Source organism: Nitrosococcus halophilus Nc 4 (genome assembly GCF_000024725.1).
Lineage (GTDB): Bacteria > Pseudomonadota > Gammaproteobacteria > Nitrosococcales > Nitrosococcaceae > Nitrosococcus > Nitrosococcus halophilus.
The window spans coordinates 351829-372582 of the sequence record NC_013960.1; the positions used below are offsets into that span (position 1 = coordinate 351829).

Annotated in this window: 16 protein-coding genes and 1 pseudogene; 10 read left to right on the plus strand and 7 right to left on the minus strand. The window is 52.7% G+C overall.

Annotated features, from left to right (window positions below; all coding sequences use genetic code 11):
• Nucleotide 1 precedes the first annotated feature (1 nt).
• From NHAL_RS01755 to NHAL_RS01770, 4 genes are all read right to left on the minus strand, one after another.
• Entirely contained in the window at nucleotides 2-1258 is a 1257-nt protein-coding gene (locus NHAL_RS01755; RefSeq protein WP_013031450.1) for a vWA domain-containing protein, read from the minus strand.
• Nucleotides 1248-2294 carry an AAA family ATPase gene (locus NHAL_RS01760; RefSeq protein WP_013031451.1) on the minus strand — a complete coding sequence of 349 codons (1047 nt, stop codon included), beginning with the start codon at nucleotides 2292-2294 and terminating at the stop codon, nucleotides 1248-1250. The genes NHAL_RS01755 and NHAL_RS01760 overlap by 11 nt, the downstream gene beginning before the upstream one ends.
• A 19-nt stretch (nucleotides 2295-2313) precedes the next feature.
• A complete protein-coding gene (locus NHAL_RS01765; RefSeq protein ID WP_013031452.1) occupies nucleotides 2314-3771 on the minus strand; it encodes an amidohydrolase family protein in 1458 nt (485 codons plus the stop codon).
• A gap of 125 nt (nucleotides 3772-3896) precedes the next feature.
• Nucleotides 3897-6083, minus strand: coding sequence for a LysM peptidoglycan-binding domain-containing protein (locus tag NHAL_RS01770; protein WP_083761347.1), 2187 nt, complete (start codon nucleotides 6081-6083; stop codon nucleotides 3897-3899).
• A gap of 336 nt (nucleotides 6084-6419) precedes the next feature.
• On the opposite strand from NHAL_RS01770, the gene NHAL_RS01775 reads away from it, so the two are divergent.
• The 6 genes from NHAL_RS01775 (at nucleotide 6420) to NHAL_RS01800 (ending at nucleotide 10645) form a co-directional block, all read left to right on the plus strand.
• Nucleotides 6420-6887 (plus strand): SRPBCC family protein, encoded by a 468-nt coding sequence (locus NHAL_RS01775; RefSeq protein WP_013031454.1) that lies wholly within the window; start codon nucleotides 6420-6422, stop codon nucleotides 6885-6887.
• 98 nt (nucleotides 6888-6985) lie between these two features.
• Nucleotides 6986-7435 (plus strand): PAS sensor domain-containing protein, encoded by a 450-nt coding sequence (locus NHAL_RS01780; protein ID WP_013031455.1) that lies wholly within the window; start codon nucleotides 6986-6988, stop codon nucleotides 7433-7435.
• Nucleotides 7436-7561: 126 nt separating this feature from the next.
• Nucleotides 7562-8185 carry a hypothetical protein gene (locus NHAL_RS01785; protein WP_013031456.1) on the plus strand — a complete coding sequence of 208 codons (624 nt, stop codon included), beginning with the start codon at nucleotides 7562-7564 and terminating at the stop codon, nucleotides 8183-8185.
• Nucleotides 8186-8193: 8 nt separating this feature from the next.
• Nucleotides 8194-8850 carry a hypothetical protein gene (locus NHAL_RS01790; protein ID WP_013031457.1) on the plus strand — a complete coding sequence of 219 codons (657 nt, stop codon included), beginning with the start codon at nucleotides 8194-8196 and terminating at the stop codon, nucleotides 8848-8850.
• Between the two features lie 79 nt (nucleotides 8851-8929).
• Nucleotides 8930-9112 (plus strand): hypothetical protein, encoded by a 183-nt coding sequence (locus NHAL_RS01795; protein ID WP_013031458.1) that lies wholly within the window; start codon nucleotides 8930-8932, stop codon nucleotides 9110-9112.
• 87 nt (nucleotides 9113-9199) lie between these two features.
• Nucleotides 9200-10645: a pyridoxal phosphate-dependent decarboxylase family protein gene (locus NHAL_RS01800; RefSeq protein WP_013031459.1), complete on the plus strand. Its 1446-nt coding sequence runs from the start codon at nucleotides 9200-9202 to the stop codon at nucleotides 10643-10645.
• Nucleotide 10646: 1 nt separating this feature from the next.
• Here NHAL_RS01800 and NHAL_RS01805 read toward each other — a convergent pair whose 3' ends face one another.
• Nucleotides 10647-11252: a CDP-alcohol phosphatidyltransferase family protein gene (locus tag NHAL_RS01805; RefSeq protein ID WP_041354559.1), complete on the minus strand. Its 606-nt coding sequence runs from the start codon at nucleotides 11250-11252 to the stop codon at nucleotides 10647-10649.
• A 236-nt stretch (nucleotides 11253-11488) separates the two neighbouring features.
• Here NHAL_RS01805 and NHAL_RS01810 point away from each other — a divergent pair, with 236 nt between their 5' ends.
• Nucleotides 11489-12646 carry an RNA-guided endonuclease InsQ/TnpB family protein gene (locus NHAL_RS01810; protein ID WP_013031461.1) on the plus strand — a complete coding sequence of 386 codons (1158 nt, stop codon included), beginning with the start codon at nucleotides 11489-11491 and terminating at the stop codon, nucleotides 12644-12646.
• Between the two features lie 269 nt (nucleotides 12647-12915).
• On the opposite strand, the gene NHAL_RS01815 is transcribed toward NHAL_RS01810, so the two are convergent.
• Nucleotides 12916-14079, minus strand: a complete 1164-nt coding sequence (locus NHAL_RS01815) for an inositol-3-phosphate synthase (protein ID WP_013031462.1) — start codon at nucleotides 14077-14079, stop codon at nucleotides 12916-12918.
• Nucleotides 14080-14368: 289 nt separating this feature from the next.
• Nucleotides 14369-15577, minus strand: coding sequence for a PQQ-dependent sugar dehydrogenase (locus NHAL_RS01820; RefSeq protein ID WP_013031463.1), 1209 nt, complete (start codon nucleotides 15575-15577; stop codon nucleotides 14369-14371).
• 146 nt (nucleotides 15578-15723) lie between these two features.
• Here NHAL_RS01820 and NHAL_RS01825 point away from each other — a divergent pair, with 146 nt between their 5' ends.
• The 3 genes and pseudogenes from NHAL_RS01825 (at nucleotide 15724) to NHAL_RS01835 (ending at nucleotide 20421) form a co-directional block, all read left to right on the plus strand.
• On the plus strand, nucleotides 15724-17676 hold the full coding sequence (locus NHAL_RS01825; RefSeq protein WP_013031464.1) for a PAS domain S-box protein: 1953 nt from the start codon (nucleotides 15724-15726) through the stop codon (nucleotides 17674-17676).
• 124 nt (nucleotides 17677-17800) lie between these two features.
• A pseudogene (locus NHAL_RS01830) lies at nucleotides 17801-18058 on the plus strand (zinc ribbon domain-containing protein); the annotation flags it as partial.
• A gap of 134 nt (nucleotides 18059-18192) precedes the next feature.
• The gene (locus NHAL_RS01835) at nucleotides 18193-20421 is read left to right on the plus strand and encodes an STT3 domain-containing protein (protein ID WP_013031465.1); all 2229 of its coding nucleotides are present in this window, start codon (nucleotides 18193-18195) and stop codon (nucleotides 20419-20421) included.
• The last annotated feature ends 333 nt before the right edge of the window (nucleotides 20422-20754 follow it).

Genomic DNA, 20754 nt, shown 5'->3' on the forward strand with positions numbered 1-20754 from the left:
TTCAATTAAGCTGTATTCGCCGCCCCCATGGCACTTGGGCTTTGCCCTTCACGAGCCAGATGACCGGATAAGGAGGTTCTACTTCGGGGAATGGGCCTCGGGCATCGGTAAAGTAAAGCAGGGTGTCCGGGTAGAAGCCTGCTTGTTCCACCCAGTCAAAGGGGGGACGAAAATTGGTATCACCACCGCCGGGTAAACTCTCTGGCAGTGTCAGCGCCTCCCAGGGTTCATAGATCCAGGGACCTTGTTCACAAAGGTCGGCATCGCAGGCGTGGAGGGTCACGCGGGCCCGAAGTTGGCCCTTTAGGGCGCTGACCTCGGTAAGAAAGCTCTGTAATTGTTCATCGTGGATGGAGCCGCTGGTATCTAGCACAATCACCAACTCTATTTGCTGGGAAGCGAGGCGAGGCAAAATCGCTGAACCTTCGCGGCGAGAGGGCCGGGTAAAGCTGTAATCATTCCGCGCGGCAGCGCTTAGGTATTGGGCGAGTAATTGCCGCCAAGGGAGTTGGGGTTGCCCTAGGCTGCCAATGAGTCGTTGCAGGGGGGCGCTTAGCTTGCCGGCCTGTAAGGCTTGTTGGGCAAGGCTCGTGGTCCGCTGTTGCCAGAGGCGGTTGAGTTGTTCCCGCTCCGCTTCGGTTAAGGGCGGAGGTGATGTTGAAGGGGGGGCTTGGGTGGAGGGAAACAAAAGGTTGCCCTTAGAAGGTTTGTCTGGCTGCTGTGAGCCGTGGATACTCCAACCTTTACTGGCAGTATTGAAATCAACGGGGGTGTCGGACAGGGAAGGTTCGTTTTCATAGGCATGGTAATCGACGGTTTGCAGTTTTGCTCCGGAGGGAATGAGGGGATAGATTTCTTCGGCGCTGAGGCCACGGTAGTCTTGATTAAGTAATACCCCAGGCGGGGGCTGTAGTCCTTCTCGAATCAGTAATTGATTAACCGCATAATCACAGGCCGCATTCCAACGGCCTAGGTTCCGGCGGCCTCGGCGAGCAAAGTGACATAAAGCGCAGTGGAGGGCCTCGTGGGCCAAAATGAACTGGAGCTGCTCGAAGGAAAGCCATTCCACATAAGCGGGGTTGTAGTAGATAGCCCGGGCATCAGTGGCGGTGCTGCCACACCATTCGGGGCTTGCTTCCTGTAAGGGGAGATGCAAAATCAAAGCGCCCAGAAAAGGCCGTTCCACCACCAGGCGCGTCCGAGCGGCGCTGAGCTTAGTGCGGAGTTTGGTTTCTTGGGAACTGCGATTATCGTTCATAGAGCATCAGATCGGAGACCTGTCGCGCCCATTTAGTAAATCCAGGATGAGCCAAGAGGGGGCGGCCAATGGTCCGGAACATTTCAGTGACCAGCATCACCCCCATCTCCCGTTCCGGCAGCCGGGTGGCATAATCCAGAATATGCCCATAGATACGGTGTGCCTCGTGGGTCTCCATCGCATCCACCGCCCGCCGCACCAGGGTTGCGGCAACTCCATATTGGAGATCCAGCTCCTCCGGGATGGCAACTTCCTCTCCCCGTAATATGGCTTCTACATCGGGCATTCGCGCCATGTTGTCAATAAAAGTCTTGAATTCCAGGCCGGCCTTAGGACCCACACAGGCTTGCAGAGCCTCCAGCAACAATTCTGGAGCATCAGCAAATTTTTGTAAGGCCCGATGAGCATATTCCCAGGAGCGAGGAGTAGGGAAGGCGAGGGGAGTTTGATTAGGTTCGATCTCGAACAGCAATTCAGGCCGGTACAGTAAAAAACCAATCAAGCGCTGGTCGATACCCTGATGACTGGCCCAGGTGACCCAATCTCCCAAATGGGGTTCGATTTCATAGTGAGTAAAGCGATTAGCGAGGGGGGCAGGTAAAGCATACGTAATGCCTCGATCCCCATGGCGATTGCCCGCCGCCACAATAGCCCAGCCCTCTGGTACAGTATATTCTCCCAAATGACGATCGAGAATGAGTTGGTAAGCCGCGGCGGAAACCGTAGGGGGCGCTGAGGTTAATTCATCCAGGAACAGAATCCCTTCAGGTCCATGGCGTCTTTGGTTGGGCAGCATAGCGGGGATTGCCCATTCCACCCACTGATCAACTCGGAAGGGGATGCCCCGCAGGTCTGTCGGTTCTAGCTGCGATAAGCGGAGATCAATAAGCGGAACGTCAAAACTCTCCGCGACCTGGGAAAGGATCTGGGATTTACCCACCCCCGGTGGTCCCCAGAGCATAACGGGGGTATGTTGGCCGCAGCGGACCGCAGCGAATTCTCGCTTGAGGATAGCGGTAATATGTGAAGGACGCATAGGGAATCCTAAGGGTTGCTTAACTGCTATTCAAGCGATGAAACTGCAAGAATTCACGCCGGGTTTTGGGTCCATTGGTCAAAAAACTAGGCTCGGGGTCTTGGAGGTAGTCTTGCTTGATCCGGGCTACCCGGTCTTGGGTATTGCGCTTTTTGATTTCATGGGGCGCCAGTCCGTAAGGTTTGGCTGCATTTAATCCAAAAACCTTGGTTCGTAGCGCCGGGGTGATTTCCGGATAGCCATAACTGTCGCGAAATTGGGGTGAGATTTGAAAGGCGCGAAAGGCCTGGATCTGGTCTTGAGGGCTCCCATACCAGATGGAGTCGGTGCCCCAGAGGACATTATTCTCGCCTACATATTTGAACAGCTTGCCCAGCAAATGGGCTGCCTGATTGGGATCTTGCATGACCATTCGCCAGGTGGTGCCCAGTTCAGCATAGACATTGCTGTTAGGGGGGATGTCATTCTCTTGCAGGGACTGGATGAGGGTATCTACCCCGCCATCCACATTGTCCGGATCGTAAGGTCCCTCGGTATGCCGAGGCTCGAATCCCGAATGATACACAATAAAGTTAACGTCCGGGTAGCGGCGGGCGACTACGCCAATATCGCGGCAGGTGGAATAGGCATAAGGCAAATTGAATAGGGGAATCCCTTTATGGACGCAGATCAATTTGACTCCCAATTCCCGTGCTCGCTCGATAAAGGGAATCCCGTATTGTTCGTCGTCCAGCCAGTATCCCTTACCTTCAGGCCCCCATTGGGTATAGGTTTTCCAGGCGGCAACCTGATGCTCTTCTTTTTGTTGAGCCATGTCTTCGATGGCCCCCGGCAGGTTAGGGTGTACCAGGCCATGAATGAGCAGGCGATAGTCTCCTTCCATCGCTTCCACTAGCGCCCGAGTGGCCGCGGCTTCCTCGGTGGATAGGGGGTTATCTTCGGGGGCCGCTGGAACCGAGGAGAGGACCGCCATATCGGTGTCGCTGTCTAGAAATACTTCGCGGATGAAGTGCTCTGCTGAGAAACATTCAATGGCCCCATCGCCGCAGCGGGATTGGGGAAAAAATCGCAGGATATAAGTCCAGCGGTTGGTGAGACGACGCCAGGCCCCCTGGGGGTTTACATGGTGGCCTTGGATATCGAAGATAAATTCATTGCCGCCGATGCTGGCTTGCGCTGCCGCCGGCTCAAAAACGGCCTCGGCAGGAATCTCAAACCCTCCTCCATTTTTCCCAAAATAAGCATAGGCTTCGTTCATTGCCAATAGGGTGGCTGCGGCACCGCCCAGGGATTTGAGAAAACTTCGGCGGGAGAGCCCGGCTTTTTGGCCGCAGAGGGTCGCTCGTTGGTGGGCCAGTTTCCTTGCGGCTCGGGCTGGAGCGCCCAGGGGATAGGGCATAAACTCACCGTTTGAGGTGCTGTCGAGCTTGATAGGTAACCGTAAACCCTCCGGATCAAAACTTTCTTTTATAGGCATAGGCTGCTCCTCGCTGAGATAGGGGCTCTTAACGGCAAGCGCCAAAAGTTCTACCTTAAAAAGATAGCTGAGGGCTGCAAATCACGCCTAAAAATATAGAACAGGAAGTTGTCCCCAGGAGTGATTTAACCCTCTCTCCGGGATGCTGAAAGCAATTTTCCTTTTATTTCCACTGAGGCCATGGGTAGAGATTTTTCCTCGCGCCGTGCTAGCCGGGGGATGACTACTCGCGTGCCTGCAACTACGGCACTGAAATCTAAATCCGGGTTATATTGGCGCAATAGCCAAAGGGGAACTTGATATTTTTGCTGGGCCAGGACCCAGAGGGATTCCCCTTGCTGTACCACATGTTCTTCGGTGCCTATGATACGGTAGCGCTCGAAGAAAGTCTCTTGCAAACCGCGATGGTAGGTTCGGCGTCGGGCCTCGAAAGTCTTAGTCGTGATATGGGAGAAGTCTAGCTTGAGCCGCTGCCCCATGATCACCGAGCGGCCAACAGGCAAGCCATTGATATTGCGCAATTGCTGGGTACTCAATTCTAGCCAATGAGCATAGTGGCCGAGGGTTTCGGTCGCTTGAACCTCAATGGTGCCATCTTTGGTCACAGTATAGTTACTGGGATCAGCAGATAGGGCCGGGTCGCACTCTGGGGGTAGCAAGGGTTCGCAGCTCCCTCCCCCTGGGGTGACCATGGCGGCTTTCTGGAGAGTTCCAGCCTTGGTTGGGGTGGTTTCTTCTCTCAATACCACCGAGGTTGTCTTTGCCCTGGTCCGGTGCTCTTTCCCCCGCGAAGAGACCTGATTTCTCCGAGCCTCTGAGGAAGAAGAGGCCAGCCGTAGATTTTGGCCGGCATAAATCCGGTGTTTATTGGTAATGCCATTGATTTTCAGCAGGGCCTGTTCGGTAATGCCGAAACGGCGAGCAATCCCGGATAGGGTGTCGCCGCGCTGCACCGTATAATGCCCAGTGGGCAAGCCATCAGCGGGTAAAGGCAACTGCAGAACTTGACCGACCCGAATATGGTGACGGTTGGAAAGCCCATTCAGTTCCACTAGCTGGCGGAGCTTAATGCGGTAGCGCTGGGCGATATGGGACAGGGTTTGTCCCCCTTGAACCTTATGAAAACGGTCCGGCACTTGCCTTTCAAATCGTTCCCAGGGGGCCAAGGCGGCGATTGTTTTGACCCGGCGACAGGAGGGGACACAGGGGACACGCAACTCATAGCCTCGGGGCACGTATTTATGTCCCTCCCAAACGGGAGAACCCAGGGCAGGGTTGCTCTGTTTGAGCGTGGTTTGATCCAGTCTCAGCGCCCGTTGCAGAGCTTTGACGGGAACAAAGTCCGGAAGCGCTATGACCTCGCTTTTTTCCGGCTTGTGGGGCTGAAGGGGGCCGAAATAGCGCCTTGCCTGGCTATCTACGTCCAAGGCGGCAAGAAAGGCCACATAGAAATTGCGCGAGGCAAAGCCAAAGGTAGGGCTTTTATAGCGTTGCCGGATAGCCACGATATCCGAGGTTCCCACTTGCTCCTTGGCCCGGCGCATCCCGGCGGCTCCGTGATTGTAAGCCGTGATGGCCAAGGGCCAGCTGCCGGTAACTTTATAGTTATGTTGGAGCAATCGAGCAGCGGCTACGGTGGCCTTGAAGGGATCGAGGCGCTCGTCCACCACCTGGTCAATGCGCAAAAAACGCCGTCCGGTGGGGCGGGTAAACTGCCACAGCCCGGCTGCGCCGGCATGGGAATGGGCGGCCGGATTGAATGAGGACTCCACGTGAGGCAAAACTGCTAGTTCCCGCGGTAAATCTAGGGAATTCAGGGTGTTGAAGATAAAAGGTTTATAGGCGCCAGCGCGGATGAGGCCTTGGCGAAACCGATTGGCCTGTCCCCGCTGGAAACGAATCCTGGCGGCGGCGGCATGGAGGGTTTGGTTGCTTACGTTTTGGGGCCAAAGTTTGAGTACCCGCCGTTCTTCTGTAGTGAGATTCTGGCGTTTGCCTTTGGCGAGTCGAAGCAAGATTCCTTGGTAATGTTGCCGGCGGTCCTGAATGCGCTTTTTAGCAGTTTTCCAGTCCAGGTTGGCGGGCACCGGGGTCGTTTCATAAACCACATTAAGGTAGCGATTATCATGGATAAATCCCTGGTCATTATCGATTTCGGTATAGACCCGGGTCCAGAAACGGATATCCTGGGTCAGCTCCGGCGGCCGGGGGAACAAATCCCATGACTTAGCCGAGACCGGGCTGGCTAGAGAGAGCAAGGCGATCATAAAAATCACAGCAAAGGGATAAGGCATGTTTTTCTGCTCCGGCATATATTGTTAGTTCTTATTTCGTCCGCGAGCGCGGTAGGTTAAGCGGTATTTGAAGGGTAAGAAAAAATGGGTAAAAAGTCGATTGTTTCCTAGAAAATATTGATAAGCTTCAACTATCATCAGTAGTAGGGCTGCCCGGATGATCTTGGTTTTTATTAAATTTCTACTAAGTTTATAGATATAGATTGACGTCTCATAGAATGTGGGTTAGCAACAACTGCGATACATAGGGATATGTCGCCAGGCCTGCTAAGGTGGCAGGTGACGCTATCCGGGGCCGAATTTGAACATAAGAACTGAATGACTGCCATCACATAGTGAAGTGGAGGCCTGAGCATGGTGAGTGCCCAATCAAGCATCGTGATAGTTCGACCCGTCGATGATGTATTCCAATTTATATCGGTAAATTTTTTCCAGAATTATCCTAAATGGTCTCCTGAGGTCGTAGAGCTAGAGAAGCTTTCTGACGGACCGGTAAAAGTGGGCACCCTGGGAAGGCAAGTCAGGAACGATCAGGGGCGCCGCACCGAGTCGACATTTCGCGTCACCCGATTCGAACCTAATCAGTGTTTTTCCTGTGAGGGCACTGCCCAGACCCCTTTTCGGGTGATTTACAATTTTGAATCTCTCGACCAAGCGACAAAGGTTAAATTTACCTTCGAATTATTAAAGATTGATTTTTTTATGCGGCCATTTGAAAAGCTTATTGAGGCGGCTATCCGGGGAGGAGCGGACAGAGTAGTGCACAATTTGAAGGGACTGCTCGAAGAAGAAGCCACAGGGCCTTCAGGTTCTGCCAAATAAATTTTATGGGTTGTCCTTAGGCCTGGGAAGGCCAATACCATTATCAGAGAGCCATTCCGGGGCGGCGAAGTACTCGTTTCGGAAAGAGGAGAAAAGCGATGTCATTTATCGTTGAAAAAGATGAGGGGCTTATACCTCGGGTTTTATCGCAAATCTTGGATTCCTGTGTAAACGGAGTTTCATTAACTGATCCCGATCAGGAAGATAACCCTCTTGTGTATGTCAATGAAGCCTTTGAAAAAATAACCGGCTATAAAAAAGAGGAAATTCTCGGTAAGAATTGTCGTTTCTTGCAAGGTAACGATAGGGATCAGGAGGAAGTCAAACGTCTCAGAGAAGCTATTCAAAATCGGGTTCCCATTGAGGTGGACATAAGAAATTACAAAAAAAATGGCGAGCTTTTTTACAATCACCTCGCCGTCAATCCGGTATTCGATCAAGATGGCAACCTGCTTTATTTTTTAGGGATACAATATGATGTGACAAAGCAAGTCCTTGCAGAGCAGGAAATAGAAAAACTTCGCCAGCTCTTGGGAGAGAAAACTTAAAAATCATAGGCGCTCATGGTTTAGCAGCAGACATTGTTAAGTGCTGATATTAAAAAAATTTTTTATTGACGAGGCAGTTTTTTTGGGGTGGAAATTATAGGGATTTAAAAACTAGGAAGTGCTCCTATGGGCGAAAATCGTCGGCACTCAGAATTGGTAACTCGCTCCGGGTTACGGCCCTTTTTTTATGATTCCGTACAAGATGCGATTGAAAATCAGCATGTGAAAGCGGATGAAGCAACAATTTTTTATTTGGTTAATCTCCTCACTGATTTCTCCCGTTCAGAAAAAGTTTTTGACTATACCCAGGAAGGGCCTGTCCTACGGCCCTTGGCGGAACTGTATGGATTTGCGGTGGAGGCCGCCTCCCAGAGTGAACGTAAACTTATACTGCAACGTTTAGGCGATGTGGCGTTGTTTATTTCTGGGCTTTTTTCCGGCTACTTTCATCGACGGTTGGTGGATGTGGACTACTACATCGCCATGGGGGGGAGCGCCTACGCTTATCTTTATGACGCTAAGGGCCGAAACCCAAGAGAGCAAGCCCTAGCGACGATTTTCCGACAGCTCTCCCAACAATTTGTGCAGTTCGTGGATGTGTTGGCGGAAGTCGGTGAAAATGCTTTCGGTTCAAGCGAGCAGGATATTTTTGAACTCTATGAATTATGGGCAAAGACGGGCAGCCCCCGCCTTGAACGTAAACTAAGAGGCTTTGGTGTTAACCCACAACATTTTGGACCGGTCCATTAGAGGCAATTGTGGATTTGAATGCCCTTCAAGCCCAGCTTGAGCATATTTATGATGTTCGCACCTACTGTCGGGTAGAAGATTTCCTAGTTACAGACCCGGCTATAGTGGTTGAACTCACGGAGGCTTCTGGAAGCGGGCAAACCCCTTCGATGGAATCGCTCTTGATTCGGCAGGGTGAGGATAATCTTGATCTCGCTTTATATCTCGATCAGGAACTACTTGACCAACTGGGGCGTGATAATCCCACAGAATTGCTTCATGATGGCAATCTGGCAGAATTTTGGTTTGCCCTTGAAGGAGTAAGTCATTTTCTTTATCTTGCTTGGAATGCGGGTTTTGAGCGCACAGTGACGCAATTAGAACTCGAACTCCAAGCTGAAATTGATAAGTGCGTACTGACTGCAGCATTGGTTTATCATCAACGGGGAATAGTCGATATGCGATTACTAAGGCGTGTGCTTTTTGAAGAAACACGCCTACGTGATGGACTTGATAATGTCCAACAGCAGCGGTACCGAGAAGCCAACCGTCTTGCTGCCCGCTATTGCGGTGTGCTTGAGGAGAAGTATTCACTTATTCCTAAAAATTCATATTTAGTCAATGAATTACGGCGTTTTTATCGAATGCCTCAAAGCCATAAGATCCGTCATATTCGAGTGGTTTGAATTTTGCATATTCTCCGTTGAGTAACTAAAAATCACGGCCTCTTGACATTCATGGAGAGCCACAGCGGAGGAATGTGAGATGTGGGGGCAAGATAATCAATTGCAAATAAAATACCGCCTTTGTTGGCGCGATCGGAAGAGTTGCGAATATGGGTATAGCGCCTGGATGGATGATCCCAAGCGAGCTTGGGAGGCGCTTTTGCGCGCTCCAACCTCCTGGGATCGGATGTATTGGTTGGAAACGCGCCGCATCTTGTATTAATAAAGGGGAGGCGTTATTTTCTCATCGGTGAGAATGGCATATTAGAGGGAAAATGGAGATAATCATGGGGTTAATATTGGAGAGCCCATGAATCCTCCCACTACAGACGAGACATTATCCGCCTTAGATCCTTCCCCGGCCCACCTTCAACAGCTCCTTGATGAAGTGGGCCAGCGGTTGGCCGCCTTTGTTGCAACAGTAGATCAGCAACCCGCCCAGGCTGCCGGCGACTTTGACCCCCAAGCCTCCTGGCTGCGGGAGCCGATACCCGAAACCCCCAGCGCCCCAGGGGAGCTGCTCGATTTCATTTTTGAGCAAGTGATCCCGGTGGCCTTCAATTCAGCCAGCCCGGGCTATCTCGCCTATGTCCCGGGAGGGGGGTTGTTTTCCTCGGCCCTGGGGGAGTTGATTGCCGCTACCGTCAATCGCTACACAGGCAAGTGGGCCGCCGCGCCTGCTGCCGTTGAGTTGGAAACCCAGTTTCTTCGTTGGTTGGCAGAATTGATGGGACTGCCGCAAGGCTCGCTGGGGGTTTTGACCTCCGGGGCCTCCATGTCAACCCTGATTGCCCTGGTCGCTGCCAGAGAGAAATACCTGGGGGATCACCTTCTTGAGGGGACTGTTTACTATTCTAGTGAAGTGCACCATGCGGTGATCAAAGCCGCTCGGGTGGCCGGTATTCCCACCAGGAATTTACGGCCAATCCCAGTGGATACACGGTTTCGCCTCCGGGCTGATCGGCTTGAAGAGGCGGTGCGCCGGGATCGCAAGGAGGGTCGGTTGCCCTTCTTTATTTGTGGCACCGCTGGGACGGTAAATACGGGCGCCATGGATCCGCTGGCTGAGCTTGCCGACATAGCGGCACAGCACGATCTTTGGTTTCATGTGGATGGAGCCTATGGGGCCGGCTTTCGAATGTTACCGGAGCTGCAACCCCTATTTAAAGGGATGGAGCGGGCGGATTCTATTGCGATGGATCCCCACAAGGGGCTCTTTCTGGCCTATGGGACCGGGGCTCTACTCCTGCCGGATATGTCGAATCTGCGGCGGGCGTTTAGCGCCTCGGGAGCTTACCTCCCGGCGTCCCAGGAAGATGATAAGCATTTGGACTTTTGTGAGCTTTCTCCGGAGCTTTCCCGTGAATGGCGGGGCTTGCGCCTTTGGCTACCTTTTAAGCTCCATGGGGTGGCGGCTTTTCGTCAGGCCCTGGGGGAGAAGCGCCGTTTGGCGGTCCAGGCCTGGCAGCGGCTTTCCCTGGAGCCCGATGTGGAAATTGCCGCTCCCCCCGAACTTTCCCTGTTTGCTTTTCGGCAACGGTTTGAAGGGATTACTAGGGAGGAAGAAAATCGCCGCAACCAAGCATTGCTGGAACGCATTAATCGATCTCGCCGTATCATGATCACGGGAACGGAGATCAATGGCCGCTATTTCTTGAGAATCTGTATCCTCCATTTGCGTACCCATGAAGCCATATTAAACGAAGGGCTCGACCTTATCCTGGCGGCGCTTGCCGAGGCCAGAAAGCGGTTTTAGCCTATGGGTTGCTGGAATTAGGATGGCGAAGGGTGCTGGAGACATGGAGGAAGCGCTGACCGGCTGTCCATAGACTGAGAACCGCAAGCAGGTAAATCGCTTCGATGAGCAGGTCAAAAATTAAACCGGCTCCCATGATGATGACCCGTTCGGGGCGGCTTACCCAGCCGATGGCGCAGGTGATGCCTAAAGCTTCTGCACGGGCCCGGGTATAACTGGTGAGCATCCCCCCCAGCATGGCCAATACAACGCCAGCCACCGCGGCGGCTTGTCCTTCCAGGGCTAAGCGGTAGGCGATGGCCATCAACATCGCCCCTTCGCTGATTCGATCCAGGGTGGAATCAAGAAATGCGCCAAAGGGAGTGATTTTTTTCTCCAACCGGGCTAAGGCACCATCCAGAATATCAAAGCTGCTCCCTAACAGGAATAGAATACCGGCGGCCACGGGATAACCGGCCATCAAGATTCCCATGGCAATTAGGGCGAGGACAAAGCCGGCGATACTAATTTGATTGGGAGACAACCGGGAGCGGGCTAGTAGGCCCACGACCGGTGCTATAATTTGGCGCAAATGTTGCTGTACGATAGTGCGTAAATTTTCAACCACTTCAGCTATCCTCTGCTTATGATATCCGCTCATAAAAGTCTAGGATAATCTCAGAAAACCTAGCCTTGAAGGAGTGCCTGGATGCACGACGCCCCCCTAGCGAGAGTGCGAAGTGAAACGGCGCGTCGAGCGCGAGGGCCGATTACTCGCGTTTGGCCATGAATTCGCGTTTTGCGTAGTTGGCCAGCCCTTGAGTACTCTTTTGCCATAGGCGACAGTTGTGGCATGATGGCTGCGTGGTAACGCAACGGGCCTACAAATTCAGGTTTTACCCTACGCCCACGCAAAAGCGGCAATTGGCCATTGAATTCGGCCATACCCGCTATGTGTGGAATTGGGCATTGGAAAGGCGAACGAAGGCGTATAAAGCGCAGGGCGAGTCGCTGAACACTATCAGCCTCAGCCGCCAATTGACGGTACTGAAGCAAACGGAATGCCCTTGGCTGAGCGAAGCCACCGCCAGTTGCCATACCCAAAAACTGAGGGACCAAGATAGGGCGTTTAAAAACTTCTTCGCCGGTCGGGGCAAGTATCCCCGCTTTAAGAGACGCCATCAGACCCAATCGGTACGCTATCAATTGGACCAGCGCCATGTGGCGAAGAATTTCAACGCCGAAAGCAAGTTGTTGAAGCTGCCAAAGCTTGGGGCGCTTAAGCTGAAATGGTCTCGCAGGATGATGGGTATCCCCAAAATGGTGACGGTCAGTAAAGACCCCGCTGGCCGTTATTTTGTCAGCATGGCCTGTGAGGTGGAGATTGCCGCTCTGCCTGCCCGCAAGAACGCTGTTGGGGTGGATGTGGGGGTTAAGGATGTGGTGGTGACCTCTAGCGGGGATAAGTCCGGCGCGCCTAAATACACTTACCAGTACGCACGGCAATTGAAAAAGGCTCAGCGTCGCTTGAACAAAAAGAAGAAAGGATCTCAGCGTCGCCGCCGGCAACAGCAACGGGTGGCCCGAATTCATGCCCGGATAACGGATAGCCGCCGGGATTTTCTGAACCAACAATCCTCGAAGCTGATTAACGAGAACCAAGTAATTTGTCTTGAGGATTTGAATATCAAAGGGATGTTGAGAAATCGCCGCCTGAGTAAAGCCGTCGCGGATTGCGGGCTGTACGAACTCAGGCGACAAATCGAGTGCAAGGCCAAATGGTATGGCCGCGAGGTATTGATCGTGGACCGTTGGGCGCCCACCAGCAAGAGGTGCTCTGAGTGCGGGACTATTCAAGAGTCCATGCCGCTCAAAGTTCGCGAGTGGGAATGCCCGGACTGTGGAACGGAGCACGACCGGGATATTAACGCGGCCAAGAATGTTTTGATGTTGGGTACGGCGGGGAGCGCCGGAACCGATAAAGCGCGTGGAGCGGTGAAGACCCCAAGGGCCGTGGCCTAGCCACCGCCCGAGGACTGCTGAGAAACGCGAATTCTCCAGGCTGACAAGGGGAGGAGGGACCGAACCGCAGTCAGTCATGGCGAAACTCCAAATTCACACCGTTGGCTTGAGCGTGTCCCGACGATACCTATGCTAAATTCTCCCTATTTAAAACACGACCAGAATGCTTATAAGTATTCGTGCGCTACTGCTGTGGCTATTCTAATAGCGTATCCGCCCCGGCTTTTTTGCCGGGGCGGATACGCTGTTTTCCCATGCCAAGATGTTTCTTATCTTCGGGACGCTGCGGGGGATTTATCTTCTTCCTGGCGATGCCTGCGTGGCTCGGGGGATTCTACCAATTTATTGTCGATGAAGGCTTCAGTCATGCGGTAAGCTTCATCATCGGTGTACTGTCTTGGGGGATGTTTACAGAGATAGGCTGAAGGGGCATACAATACGCCCCCTTGCCCACGTTCCAGGGCTAGCTTAACAAATCGGATGGCATCCACGGCAACCCCTGCTGAGTTGGGAGAATCCTCGACCGAAAGACGCAGTTCTAGGTTCATGGGCACGTCTCCGAATAATTTGCCTTCCATGCGGATGAAGCACAGTTTATTGTCTTTCTGCCAAGCGACGTAATCGCTGGGACCCACATGGATATTTTCTGGATCCAGGCGTTGGTTGGTAACCGCCTGTATGGCTTCTGTTTTGGATTCCTTCTTAGAGACTAGGCGGTGGCGGTTCAACATATTAAGAAAATCCGTATTGCCGCCGGTGTTAAGCTGATAGGTTCGCTCTAGTTTGACACCGCGTTTTCTAAAGAGATCAGTCAAGGCACGGTGGGTGATGGTGGCCCCCATTTGGGCTTTAATATCGTCTCCGATAAGGGGAATATTTTTCTCCTCAAAGCGTTTGGCCCATGTGGGATTGCTGGCGATAAAGACAGGAATATTATTGATCAGTGCGATGCCTGCTTCGAGGGCGCATTCTGCATAGAAATGGGTCGCTTGTTCCGAGCCTACCGGCAAATAGTTAAGTAAGATTTCCGCTCCTGATTCCCGTAAAATTTGTACGACTTTTTCCTGGGTAGGTTCAGGATCATCAGCGAGAATAAAGGTATGTTTGGGATCGTAATCCCGCATGTGTTCTGAGAAGCCATCAAGGATTTTTCCCATTTGGACCGTGACGCCGGTTTGGGGAATATTCGGGCAGAATACCGCCGTGCAGTTGGGTTCGGCAAAGATGGCCTCGGCAACATCTTTGCCCACCTTACGGCCGTCGATGTCAAAGGCTGCCACTACTTCAATGTCCGATGGCTTATAGCCTCCGATCGACCAATGCATCAATCCAATGGCGTCTTCTGCTTTTTTATCCCCGTAATAGTAAAATCCTTGCAACAATGAACTTGCACAATTGCCTATGCCCGTAATAGCGATCTTAATTTTGCTCATTGAGTATCAACCTCCATTAATGCAATGAGGCGGACCCCCATCCCAAACTATTTATTAGTATTGTCTCGCGCCTGCGTTTGGTGCAGAAATAGCAGGTCGAGAGGGCCCCACTGGACTGGAGGGGGTTACATCGACCGAGATAGTTGTAGGCGGTCTATAGGTAGTTTGGAGTTTGCCCAATATTAATTAATAAATTAATTGGAGCATATTTAATCATTATAGAAACTTCTCCTGTTTGGGAAACTCAAATTGGTATGGGTTTATTGAAGAAACTCACTCCGGGTGAGTACTAATTTTTTATGGATTGCTTCAATCTATTTAACTGGGCCACTTTTTCCTTATAGATCACACGGTAAATACTACCTGTGAAATCATCGGAGATATAGATGGCACCGTCGGGACCCTCAGCCACATCCACGGGACGCCCAATGACCTCTTCGTTGGCTTCAAAGCCAGTGATGAATTTGCGTTCAGTGATCTCCCCTGTTTGATGAAAGTGTAAAGAGACCACTTCGTACCCCTGTTTTTGGGTCCGGTTCCAGGAGCCGTGGAGGGCCACCAAAGCTGACTCCTGGTAGGTGGGGGGAAGCTGCTTGCCGTGCAAGAAAGTGATGCCTAGGGGCGCCGTATGAGCCGCAAAGTGATATACGGGCGCTACACTCTTTTCAACAGCCTCCTGATGACCTGGCCCAAAAGTAGGATCGGGGACTTTATCGCCATTGGCGTAGGGCCAGCCGTAAAATTTGCCCTGTTCTATCCGATTCAGCTCATCAGGAGGAAAATCATCCCCTAAAAGGTCACGGCCATTATCGGTGCCGTAGAGCTTGTGGGTGCCAGGGTGCCAGTCGAAGCCAACGGTATTTCTCAAGCCCGTGGCGAAGATTTCCTCCTTGCCGCCTTCCGGGGGAAAACGGAGCAGCGCTGCCCGCCGTGGGTCTGTCTCTTCGCAGGCATTGCAGCTCGAACCCACGGAAACATATAGCCAGCCATCCGGACCAAAGCCCAAGGTGCGTGTCCAATGCCCGCCGCCACTAGGGAGTTGGGCGATGCGCTGGTATTTGCCGCGAACGGTACGCGCCGCTGCATCAAAGCGAATGCGGCCCACGGCATCCGTTTCGGCCACATAGAGCCAACCCCCCTGGAGATCAATCCCGTGAGGTCGATAAAGATCGGTGAGCAGCGTATGGCGGCCATCAGGCTGGTGGTCCTTATTGGCATCGCGCTCAAGTAGGACGATGTCTCCGGCCTCCGGTAGGCTAACGAGAAGGTCGCCCTGGGGAGTAAATCGCAACATGCGGGCACTTGGAAGATCCCGGGCGTAAATCTCGATTGAAAATCCATCGGGCAATTGCAGTCGATCATGAAGGACTTCGATGGAAGGCCTCCCCCAGCCAAACAGCCGGATCGGCACGTTGACGGCAAAGCGCTCCGGCAGAAGCAACCAGAGAGCGATACCGGCGAGCAGCAGGTAAGCAAGCAAGCGAAGGAAAACCTTCATTCTTTTATGGCTGTCCACTACAGTTATTTTGGCAATATACCTTTAAATCCCTATTTGATCCATGTTAGTGATGCTTTTCCTTGGGTAGAGGGAGGGACGGGTTTTGGCGGTAAAAAATAAGCTTGGAATTTTAGGAGATTGGATTGATGTTAATCGGAGAAGACACCGAAGTGCCGGCAAATCAGGATAAGGATGAGCAGAATTCTGACTTGGCCACCGATAAGCAGCGTGATACGGCGGCCCAGAGGTTAGCAGCGATTGTCGAGTCTTCCGAAGATGCCATTATCAGTAAGACACTCGATGGCACTATTATTAGTTGGAATGCCGCTGCCGAACAAATATATGGCTATACCGCCGAGGAAATTTGCGGTCAATCCATTGCTATTCTTGTGCCTCCCGATCGACATGATGAGATACCGCAAATTCTTCAGCACATTCGGCGCGGCGAGCGCATTAAACAGTTCGAGACAGTGCGCGTGCGGAAGGACGGCAGGAAAATTTATGTTTCTCTTACTATTTCACCCATCAAGGATAACCAGGGCCATATTGTGGGAGCCGCGACCATTGCTCGCGATATTACCCGGCGCAAACAAAGAGAGGAAAAGCTGTTGTGGCTATCCCGTGCCCTGGAGCAGAGCCCGGTTGCGGTCACCATTACAGATACTGTAGGCAATATTAAGTATGTCAATGCTAAATTTACGGAATTGACCGGTTACCCCAAAGAAGAGGTTATTGGGAAAAATCCGCGAATCTTGCAATCAGGGAAAACCCCTATTGAAGAATATCAGCGACTCTGGGAAAGCATTACTTCAGGAGGTGAATGGCAAGGAGAGATACAAGACAAAAAAAAGAATGGGGAAATTTATTGGGTCCGGGAACATATTTCACCTATTAAGAATCCCCAAGGTGAAATTACCCATTTTCTCGCTATTGGGGAGGATATTTCCGAGCGTAAACAGATTGAACAGGCCCTTCAGGAGAGCGAAGAAAGGTTTCGCCAGGTGGCCAGGATGACCGGCGAATGGATATGGGAACAAGATCCCTCGGGACATTTTACCTATTGCAGTGGAGCAGTTAAGGAAATACTGGGGTATGAACCCAAGGAAATGCTTGGCAAGCATTACTGTGAGTTTTTTACCCCGGAGGCCCAGGAGAGTGGGGTCTGTAAGAGTCCAGATGAGAAACGGTTCTTCCGCTTCATCAGTCACTATCTCCACAAGGATGGCCATGAGGTTTTTGCGGAGTCCAGTGGTGAACCCATTCTTGATGAGCAAGGCCGAATTATCAAGTGGCTGGGGGTGGATCGAGACATTACCCAACAGCTTGAAGCCCAGGAATTGATCCGACGGTCTCAAATAAGTCTCGCGGTGGCACGCAATGAATTGAGGATCGCACGGCAGATCCAAGAATCTTTGCTGCCCACGGAGCCTTTGATTCTACCCGAAGTTGAGGTTGTCGGTTATTGCCTGCCCGCCTCCCAAGTGGGAGGAGACTATTTTGATTATTACCATCGGCCTGATCACAGAGTGGATGTGGCCATTGCTGATGTTTCCGGACATTCCGTGGGACCTGCCCTGTTTATGGTCGAAACCCGCAGCGCATTGAAAGCGCAAATTCGATCAAAATTTACTGCTGCCAATACCCTGGCGGCTTTGAATGACTCACTTTATGAAGATTTAAATCGGGCTGATCACTTCATTACGATGTTCTATATGCAATACCATATTGGGACGGGAGAAATCAATTATGCCAGTGCCGGCCATAACCCCCCTCTGCTATTACGTGGTGACGGAGCAAGATGCACCAAGCTCGAGGCGGACGGGTTGATTTTTGGGGTTAAAAAAGAGGTTTCCTTTGAGGAGAAGAGAACCTTTTTGGAAAAAGGGGACATTATGTTCCTTTATACGGATGGCATCATAGAAGCAGAGAGTAAGCAGGGCGAATTTTTTGGTATCAAGCGTTTATGTAAGATACTTATGACCAATCGGCACCTTGCTCCCCAAGATCTCATTAAGGTCGTGGTAAAAAATTTACAGGATTTCTGTGAAAGCAAGACTTTCAAAGATGATGTGACGATGGTGGTCTTAAAAACAATCTGACATTTGCTCAACTCTCCCCATTTAAAACACGACCATGCGGCTTTGGTCAGCCGGATTGACTGCCGACCGCGCTTGCTCTGGACATTAAGCCGCGATGCTGTGTATTGTGTGCCGGGCACTGAATATTGAATATAAGGCCAAATGGTATGGCCGAGAAGTATTTATCGTGGACCGTTGGGCGCCCACCAGCAAGACGTGCTCTGAGTGCGGCACAGTGCAAGAATCCCTGCCGCTCAAAATCCGGGAATGGAGGTGCGATTGTGGGGCTGTTCATGACCGGGACATTAACGCGGCCAAAAATGTTTTGAATTTGGGTACGGCGGGGAGCGCCGGAACCAATAAAGCGCGTGGAGCGGTAAAGACCCCAAGGGCCGTGGCCTAGCCACCGCCTGAGGACCGCGAGGAAACGCGAATTCTCCAGGCTGACAAGGTGAGGATGGACCGAACCGTAGTCAGTCATGGCGAAACTCCAAGTTCGGGTATAGTGGATATTTCTGGTGATTTAGGGGGGGAGCGGTGATAGGGAAATGGGAATCGCGGGTCGATAGGGCGTTAGCTAGTCGACTCGGTTTGGCGGTGGGATTGGCGCTCATCTTTCTGTTTGCTTTCACTCTGCGCTTCGACAATTTATCGTTCTGGCTCGATAATCCCGAACGGACCTTGTTTGGTGATCCTCCGCGGCCGTTGATGCTGACGGTCGATTCCTACATTTACCTTGATTTAGGCCGCGATCTACTGGAAGGGACTTACGAATCGGACTTGCCTACCCGGCACGTCCCCCAGGGTGCGGAGCGTCCTCCCACTGCGCCTTTGTTGGCGGTGATGTTGGCGGGATTGCAAAAGTTGACGGGGGCGGCCCCGGAATGGATAGCCATTGTCCTGCCGCCGTTTTTGGGGGCCTTGATTGTCCTTCCGGTCTACATGCTGGGATCCCTGTTTGCTACCTTAGTCTGGTCTACACCCTCTCCGTCCACGCGACGGATAGCGGGATTGGCGGCGGCCGCGGCCGCGGCGGCTTCCCCCTATTTTGTTTTTCGCTCCTCCATCGGCTGGTTTGATACGGATTCACTCAATGTGGTCTTTTCGGCCTTGGCAGCCGCCCTGGCGCTGCGTGCTGCATTGGCGCGGGATCAGCGCCAGCGCATCATCGCCTGGGTGTTGTACAGCTTGGTGTTGGTCTTGTTTCTGTGGTGGTGGAATACGGTGCCCCACATTGTTTTCGGCCTATGGGTGCTGCCTGGTCTTGCCACTTTGCTTTTCCATTTACCCCGGGGGTGGGAGCTGGTCACCGTGGCCGCCCTTGTGCTTCTGGGGTTGGTGGGCGCGGTGGCCATTGCCGGTTGGCAGGTTCTCAACCCCGTGGCCCAGTTTCAAATGGTTCAGGGGCTTTTTACCTATATTGCTGAGCAAACCGGTTGGATCTTCCCGGAGACCGGGCAGGCGGTCTCCGAGCAGCAGGCGACGGGCTGGGACCAATTTCTCTCGTGGGTACCGGGCGGCTGGTTCGGGTTGGCAATGATGGTCATCGGTTATGCATTGCTGGTTTGGCGTGCCTATAGGGCGGTGATGGTGATGGCATCCCTAGTTATCGTCACCGCATTGAGTGCGACCGGTTATCGTTTCAATATATTTGGCGCTCCCGTGTTTGGTGTGGGTGTGGGAATTGCGGTGGCGTTCTTTTGGGTGTTGTTGTCCCAACGATCCTATCGCACCCTGGTGACCGTGCCCTTGCTGGGGGTGACCCTGTGGGGCGCCGTGGCTCATGCCCAAGGGGGCAACAACCTGGTTCCGCGGCGCTACCCAATCGATATGGAAGCGATGATCCAGCTCGGGGAGTTGAGTGCACCGAATGCCGTTGTATGGGCAATGTGGGGGCATGGTAATCCGTTGCACTACTATGCGCGGCGGGGAGTCGTCGCGGATGGGGTTTTTCACTCGGGGCGGCTCCAGTGGGTGCTTCATCTCCCCTTGGCTAAAAATAATCCGCGCCTTGCCGCCAACTGGATGCAGTTTTATGTTACCCGGGGTTATGCCGGCATGCAGCGGGCCAGGCATCTCTTTGGGGGGGATAAAAAGTCTTGGGCTGAGGGGTTGGAAGTCATCCAACGCATGTTCATCGTCGGGCCCGAAGAGTCGTATCGCCAATTGATACCGAAAATGGGCGGTGAGCTTGCAAAAGCACGCGAGGTGATTGAATATTTTTTTCCGGCAGAGGCGCCGCCAGTCATGCTGTACCTCGATCACCACCTAGCGCGAACGCCGTGGTTTAAACTGGGTAAATGGGACCTCAATCGTCAAGTGGAAGTCGGGGACGACCATACATACCTCCCCTTTAGGGGATACCAGCGCGAGGGGGAACGGTTAATCGCCGAGGTGAAGGGCAAGCAGATGGTGCTTGACTTGAATGGCGCCACCATGACTTGGGGGGAGAGGACAGCTCCCTTGCAGCAGGTGCGGATGCATGATGGGAAGCGGTTGTTAAGGATGGGGCTGAATCCCAATGCCGACTTGGTATTGTCAGTCAATCAAGTGGCTAACTATGGGGCGGTGGCCTCCCGTGCGGTAGCGGATGCCCTGTTGCCTCGGTTGTTCGTTGATCTCGCCTATGATAATCGCTACTTTACCCTGCGCGCCATGATGCCCTCGTTCTACCAAATCTGGGAGGTCCGTGGCGAGGAGCTGACTGCCGAAATGGCGGCTCGGGTCGAGGCGGGGCTGGCCAAGGGGGAGGGGCGAGGAGGCTAGCCCTCGCCGCTCCGCGTATAAACACATGGCTGAAGCCCCGGCAGCCTTGCTCCGCAATAGATCACTGTCAACTACCCCCCCTAATCGCAAAGCGATCTAGTGGGGGCTTGTAAAAGCAGGCCAGTTGACCAGCTTGAGTGCTTTGGGCACTACGACAGAGCGGCGATCACACCCTGGAATGCGCGAGCCAGTTCCAGGCTCTGTGGAGCGTTATCATGCTGCGGCGAGGGGTAAACCGCGAAGGTGGCGTTCTTAACAACCCGCTTTGTCTTTAGCGAGGCTCACGTTACCGGCATTAGTCGAGCGGCAGGTAACTGCCAGATTTTAGTCAAC

What these genes read in the sequence shown, in the direction of transcription:
- NHAL_RS01755 (WP_013031450.1), bottom strand. Translation starts at nt 1,258, where the DNA reads ATGAACGATAATCGCAGTTCCCAAGAAACCAAACTCCGCACTAAGCTC.
- NHAL_RS01760 (WP_013031451.1), bottom strand. Translation starts at nt 2,294, where the DNA reads ATGCGTCCTTCACATATTACCGCTATCCTCAAGCGAGAATTCGCTGCG.
- NHAL_RS01765 (WP_013031452.1), bottom strand. Translation starts at nt 3,771, where the DNA reads ATGCCTATAAAAGAAAGTTTTGATCCGGAGGGTTTACGGTTACCTATC.
- NHAL_RS01770 (WP_083761347.1), bottom strand. Translation starts at nt 6,083, where the DNA reads ATGCCGGAGCAGAAAAACATGCCTTATCCCTTTGCTGTGATTTTTATG.
- NHAL_RS01775 (WP_013031454.1), top strand. Translation starts at nt 6,420, where the DNA reads ATGGTGAGTGCCCAATCAAGCATCGTGATAGTTCGACCCGTCGATGAT.
- NHAL_RS01780 (WP_013031455.1), top strand. Translation starts at nt 6,986, where the DNA reads ATGTCATTTATCGTTGAAAAAGATGAGGGGCTTATACCTCGGGTTTTA.
- NHAL_RS01785 (WP_013031456.1), top strand. Translation starts at nt 7,562, where the DNA reads ATGGGCGAAAATCGTCGGCACTCAGAATTGGTAACTCGCTCCGGGTTA.
- NHAL_RS01795 (WP_013031458.1), top strand. Translation starts at nt 8,930, where the DNA reads ATGTGGGGGCAAGATAATCAATTGCAAATAAAATACCGCCTTTGTTGG.
- NHAL_RS01800 (WP_013031459.1), top strand. Translation starts at nt 9,200, where the DNA reads ATGAATCCTCCCACTACAGACGAGACATTATCCGCCTTAGATCCTTCC.
- NHAL_RS01815 (WP_013031462.1), bottom strand. Translation starts at nt 14,079, where the DNA reads ATGAGCAAAATTAAGATCGCTATTACGGGCATAGGCAATTGTGCAAGT.
- NHAL_RS01820 (WP_013031463.1), bottom strand. Translation starts at nt 15,577, where the DNA reads ATGAAGGTTTTCCTTCGCTTGCTTGCTTACCTGCTGCTCGCCGGTATC.
- NHAL_RS01825 (WP_013031464.1), top strand. Translation starts at nt 15,724, where the DNA reads ATGTTAATCGGAGAAGACACCGAAGTGCCGGCAAATCAGGATAAGGAT.